General features: G+C 62.3%; 1 protein-coding gene. It reads right to left on the reverse strand.

Going from position 1 to position 1,297, the window contains the following annotated elements:
- Nucleotides 1-246: 246 nt before the first annotated feature.
- The gene (locus AC07ZS_RS29810; RefSeq protein WP_494802037.1) at nt 247-1,125 is read right to left on the reverse strand and encodes a hypothetical protein; all 879 of its coding nucleotides are present in this window, start codon (nt 1,123-1,125) and stop codon (nt 247-249) included.
- Nucleotides 1,126-1,297: the final 172 nt, after the last annotated feature.

Here is a 1,297-nt window from a genome sequence, read left to right on the forward strand (position 1 = left end):
CAGACCCAGAAACCCCGCTCACACCAAGCCTCATCCTTCGCAGTCATACAAGCGGGCCGCTTAAGTTCGGTGGATTGCCCTGCGCCCTGGGCGTACCCGCGGGCGCCAAGTCCCTGGTTGGCTGACAGCAACTGGGCAGCGTTTTGTGTCGCGCCGCGCCTTCCCGAGCCACCCGGCGCGCTGGAATGGCGACGGAGCTGGCGCAGGGCACGGCCGCAGCCGGGCCTGGGGGCGTCAAGCCCCCAATCAGTTGCCCAGTTTTACGCCCAGGCGGGTGAAGCGGCTGTTCATGGCACCGATGTTGGTGGTGGCCATTTCGATGCTAGACAGGTTCACGACACCGGTCTGGGGGCCCAGGAACCAGGCACCGGTGTCCACCGTTGCGAGGATCTTGATGCTGGCGTCCAGCGCGGCGACGTTGATGGCCGAGTCGAAGACGTTCATGGCCTGCAGTTCGGCGACCTTGTTCGTCGCGTTGGTCGACGTGGCGCTGGTCAGGCCGGTCAGGCTCACGTCGCCAGCAACCCCGATGAGGTCGAGGACATTCGACGCGGCGAAGCTGGCCACGGCCCGGGACGACGTGGTCGCGTTGGCCTCGTCCGTGACCTTGCCCATCACGTCCACGCCGGCGCTGTTCATGGCGCCGATCACGGTGGTGCTCAGCTTGGCGCCGGCAATGGCGTAGGCGCTGGCGCTGGAGGTTGTGCCAATGGCTTCGGCCTTGGCCGTCACGTTGGACATCGCCGACGACAGGCTCACGTTGGTGCCCGAAATGTCGATGTTGCCTTTCAAGGCGGCCGTGTTCACCGCGCCACTCAGCACGCTGATGTCGGGAGTAGTGGTGACGGTCGTCGTCGCAGGCACATAACCTGGTTCACCCACAATACCCACTGCAGGAGTGGTCACGGTGGTGGTGCCGTTGCCAACGATCTTGCTCAGCAGCGCGCCCAGTTCATTTTCCAGCGGGGTAGCGACCACTTCAGCATGAGCAGCACCCACGCCCATCAGCGCGACGGCGGAGGCGATAGCCAGTTTCTTCATCAGCATGACGAGCCCTTTCGGTTTAAACATGCCCAGCATGCCCTGGGCCTGGGCCGTTCGGCTGCGCACCAGCAGGCTGAACACCACCCAAACCAACAGCAACCATTATTAAATGATATTTGTGTTTATAAGTCATTTTTATGATATCATTTAAGAACGACGCATGGCGGTGCTGCGCCCAATCCACCGAACTTAAGCGGCCCGCTTGTATGACTGCGAAGGATGAGGCTTGGTGTGAGCGGGGTTTCTGGGTCTG

It is taken from the genome of Hydrogenophaga sp. GW456-12-10-14-TSB4, assembly GCF_059424305.1.